At 37.0% G+C, this 3,829-nt stretch carries 5 protein-coding genes; 1 reads left to right on the top strand and 4 read right to left on the bottom strand.

Annotated elements, in window-relative coordinates; genetic code table 11:
* The first annotated feature begins 194 nt into the window (after nucleotides 1-194).
* The gene (locus tag IS446_RS14995; RefSeq protein WP_203058425.1) at nucleotides 195-1,160 is read left to right on the top strand and encodes an IS110 family RNA-guided transposase; all 966 of its coding nucleotides are present in this window, start codon (nucleotides 195-197) and stop codon (nucleotides 1,158-1,160) included.
* Between the two features lie 30 nt (nucleotides 1,161-1,190).
* On the opposite strand, the gene IS446_RS14990 is transcribed toward IS446_RS14995, so the two are convergent.
* The 4 genes from IS446_RS14990 to IS446_RS14975 all read right to left on the bottom strand — a co-directional run.
* On the bottom strand, nucleotides 1,191-1,490 hold the full coding sequence (locus IS446_RS14990) for a HigA family addiction module antitoxin (protein WP_203061566.1): 300 nt from the start codon (nucleotides 1,488-1,490) through the stop codon (nucleotides 1,191-1,193).
* 11 nt (nucleotides 1,491-1,501) lie between these two features.
* Nucleotides 1,502-1,783 carry a type II toxin-antitoxin system RelE/ParE family toxin gene (locus tag IS446_RS14985; protein WP_203061565.1) on the bottom strand — a complete coding sequence of 94 codons (282 nt, stop codon included), beginning with the start codon at nucleotides 1,781-1,783 and terminating at the stop codon, nucleotides 1,502-1,504.
* Nucleotides 1,784-2,007: 224 nt separating this feature from the next.
* A complete protein-coding gene (locus IS446_RS14980; protein WP_203061564.1) occupies nucleotides 2,008-2,964 on the bottom strand; it encodes a Fic family protein in 957 nt (318 codons plus the stop codon).
* 190 nt (nucleotides 2,965-3,154) lie between these two features.
* Nucleotides 3,155-3,829 (bottom strand): hypothetical protein (locus IS446_RS14975; protein WP_235996531.1); only part of this gene is annotated, 675 nt, incomplete at its 5' end.

Raw genomic sequence — 3,829 nt, 5'->3', positions numbered from 1 at the left:
TAATTTTTAAAGATCAATCAGAAAGAACAAAAGAGTGGATTAAGGTCAATATAGCCAGTGAATGTTTTCAATTCGTCAACATTGATGATCCCCACTCTTTTCTACTGCTATTTCGTTCAGTTCTATGAGACGTCCAGATCTCGATTCTAAGTTGTTGAAACTCCAGTAGCCTGTTCTTTCCTCATTCAGTTCTTATGACTAAAAATACTAAAATCTACGGAGTAGACATCAGTAAAGATGTATTCGATGTAATGGATGAACAAGGGGTTCATCAAAAATTTTCTAATGACCCTTCCGGCTTTAAATCCTTTTTAAAAACCCTGGATAAGGATGGGCTGGTGGTGATGGAAGCTACAGGGTATTATCATTATCGACTCGCTCAGTTTCTTTACCGAAAGAACGTTGCTGTATCAGTGGTAAATCCTCTTCAGGTGAAGCGTTTTATTCAGATGAAGTTGTCTAAAGTAAAAACAGATAAGAGCGATGCCAGGGCTATTTGTGAATATGCCCAAAAGAATCAAGTACCTCTTTACAATGCACTTAATGAAACACAGGCAGAGTGCCTGCAGCTCTTTCGCTTATTGGATAGTTACCTGAAAAAACGAACAGCCATAAAAAACAAGCTTCATGGCGAAGAAGCTTTGGGAAGACCTTCAAAAGTAGTTTACCACTCTCTGAACCGCACGCTAAAGCATTTAAACAAGGAAATCGAGATGTTGGAGTCACGTTTGCTGGAGTTGGTCAAGAAGGAGCAGCAACAGCAATTAACAAACCTGAAAAGCATTCCCGGAATGGGGACTAAAACAGCCTTGTTTCTTATCATCATCACCGATGGTTTTACCAAGTTTGAAAACGCTTCACAGCTATGCAGTTATGTGGGGATCACCCCTACCATTAGGGTGTCAGGCAAAAGTGTTCGCGGCAAAAGCAGGATCAGTAAAAGAGGAAACCAGAAACTCCGCAACCTGGTGTTCTTATGCGCCTTCTCGGCCTGTAAACACAATAAAGCCTGTAAGGAACTCTATGACCGGATAGTCGACAAAGGAAAAAGTAAAAAACTGGCCCTGATTGCTGTAGCTAATAAACTGCTGAAGCAAGCCTTCGCAGTGGCTACATCCGGGATACCATATGATGAAAATTACCGGTCGAAATTAGCTTGAAAAGGGGTTGGATTTTAACTCAGTTCTTTGTTATGCTGCGTTGTTTTCTAATGGTTTAATATTATTTAGCTCCTTTTGCTTTAATTCTTTTTCTTCTTCAATGTCATAATCGTCTTGAAGACCTAGCCAGAATTTGGCAGAAGTACCAAAGTATTTGGCTAGCCTTAAGGCAGTATCTGCAGTTATTCTTCTATTCCCTTTTATAATTTCACTTATTCTGGTTTGAGGAATGAAGGTTTCTTTGGAAAGTCTGTAGGCTGATATTTCCATTGGATCTAGAAATTCTTCTTTGAGAACTTCTCCTGGGTGTATGTTTTTTAGCTTACTCATCGTTTTCTTGTTTAATGATAGTCAACAATTTCTACGTTAAAGGCGTTGTCGTTTTCCCAATTAAAAATAATTCTCCATTGTTTATTTACTCTTATACTGTAAAAGTTCTCTAAATCTCCAGCTAGTTTTTCAAGTCTATTCGCTGGAGGGATTCGCAGATCATTAATGTTTTGAGCATTGTTGATCATTCTTAATTTTCTACGTGCAACATTTTGAATATCTGCCGGCAATTTTTTGGACTTAGTACCATTCCATATTTTTTCTGTTTCCTTGCCGGAAAAGGTCTTAATCATTTGAATAACGTTTAGCGTTACTAACGTCAAAGGTAAGTAATGTTTTTGAATGTAACAAGAATTGCTTTCAATGCAGGATAACGGTTTGCATATGGCTTGTGGCGGGCGGGTTGGTTGATGCGTCCGATGGAGACGAATAGCCTGGTCGGGTTCATGACTATTTTTTCTTTTTTAGAAGTACGACACTAGCCATGAGCTATAGCCGGTGTTGTGCCCAGTATTATTTATTTTTCTATGGTGTAATAGGTTTTATTTTTTGTCCCATGCTTTTTTAGCAAGTTTAATTCTACCCCTAAAGCTAAATCTCTACTGGCTGTAGCCGACGAAATATTTTTAAATGTTAGTAGGTAATCTTTTCGTGTAAACTTTCCTTTTTGTTTCGATATGAAGTATTCTAATCGATCCTCTTGAGACATTGTTTTTTCTGAATCTTCTAGTAAAACCATTAAGGCTTGATCAATGATGCTAAGCATGAACTCCAAGAATGGAGTGGATTTACCGATCTTGTCACTCAGTCCAAGACATTTGTAATATTCCTTTTGATCTTGACTAATAAGTGTCTCAAGAGGAATGAATTCAAATAATGGAAATTCGTTCATTAAGATAAGCGTTTGCCATAGCCTGCCCATTCTTCCATTTCCATCAATAAATGGATGGATGAATTCCAATTCGTAATGAAAAACACAGCTTTTTATAAGTGTTAGTTCGTTAGGCTCCTTAACATAATTGAAGAGATCTTTCATGAGAAAAGGTACGTTCTCATGAGGCGGTGCCATATGCTCCAATTTTGACCCTTTAGCAATCCCGACAGATTGCTTTCTATAAGAGCCGACTTCAGAAACAAGATTGTTCATCAGTAATCGGTGAGCCTTGAGAAAGGATGTCTCTGATTTGAAGTCAAATTCATTTAGGCGGTCATATACGTCAATGGCATTGATTACTTCGTTGATGTCTCTTGGTGGGCCTAGTACCTTTTTGTTTTCAATTAAAGCAGTTATTTGCTCTTCTGTTAGGGTATTTCCTTCAATTTTAAGGGAATGATGAATGGTCTTCACCTTATGTTCTTTTCTTAATTGAGGTGAAGGTTTATCTAAAAATGATGCATTGATACGGCCTATTTTTTGAGAGATAGAAGCAATCAGTTCTAGTACTTTTGGGGTAATATCATAAGGTGGTTTCACGTGATAGTATCATTTGATAGTATCAAAGGTAATGTTTTTTAATATTGGGCACAACGGCAGGGCTCGTGGCGGGCAGGTTGTTTGTTGCGTCCGATGGAAACGAATAGCCTGGTTGGGTTCATGAATATTTTTTTCTTTTTTAGAAGTACTACACTAGCCATGAGATATAGCCGATGTTGGCCACAGTATGTTATTCATTAATTCTGATTTTTGTTGCTTCCTTGGTTAATTCTTTCATCCTTTTTAATCCTTCTTTTTTCTGACCTTCATTCTCTTTAAGGTTGGAAAAAAAGGATTCAAATTGGATTTCAATGTCTTCAATAGGATCAGGCTCTGAGAAATAGAATTCATAAGACATTAAATTGATGAATCGTTCTTTTTCCTTTAATTCAAATTCAGAATATTTATCTAGAAAAAAGGATGTCTTAAATTCCATAAAACTTATTATTTCGGAACCCATAATTTCAGCAAGGGAGCCATCAGCCTTTTCGACAATTACGCGGAACACTTCGAAATAGAATTCTAAATCGGAAGTATTCTCACTGAATAAAAGATCAATGCAACTTATCGTTTCGTCATTGTCCGAAGGATAAGATTCACCGGATAATATTGTTTTAGCGTATTGTTTTATTAGTAATGTGTCAATATTCTTAAGACTATTTTGACGGATATTGTATCTATAATTCTTTGTTTCAATTTCCTGTCTAGGACCTATATTCTCCTGAAGATTTTCGTCAATTATAGATGTTTGTTTAGGTAGAGATTTACTTTTTTCCTCTTTTACCTCATTACAGGAGGGGAAGATTGTGATTAACAGGCATATTATTATGATCGGATTTCTCATATTGTGGCCAACGGTCGGGCT

Source organism: Robertkochia sediminum (assembly GCF_016786255.1).
Taxonomy (GTDB): domain Bacteria; phylum Bacteroidota; class Bacteroidia; order Flavobacteriales; family Flavobacteriaceae; genus Robertkochia; species Robertkochia sediminum.
The sequence above is the reverse complement of the archived record's forward strand: the minus strand, read 5'-3'. Positions and strand labels throughout refer to the sequence as shown.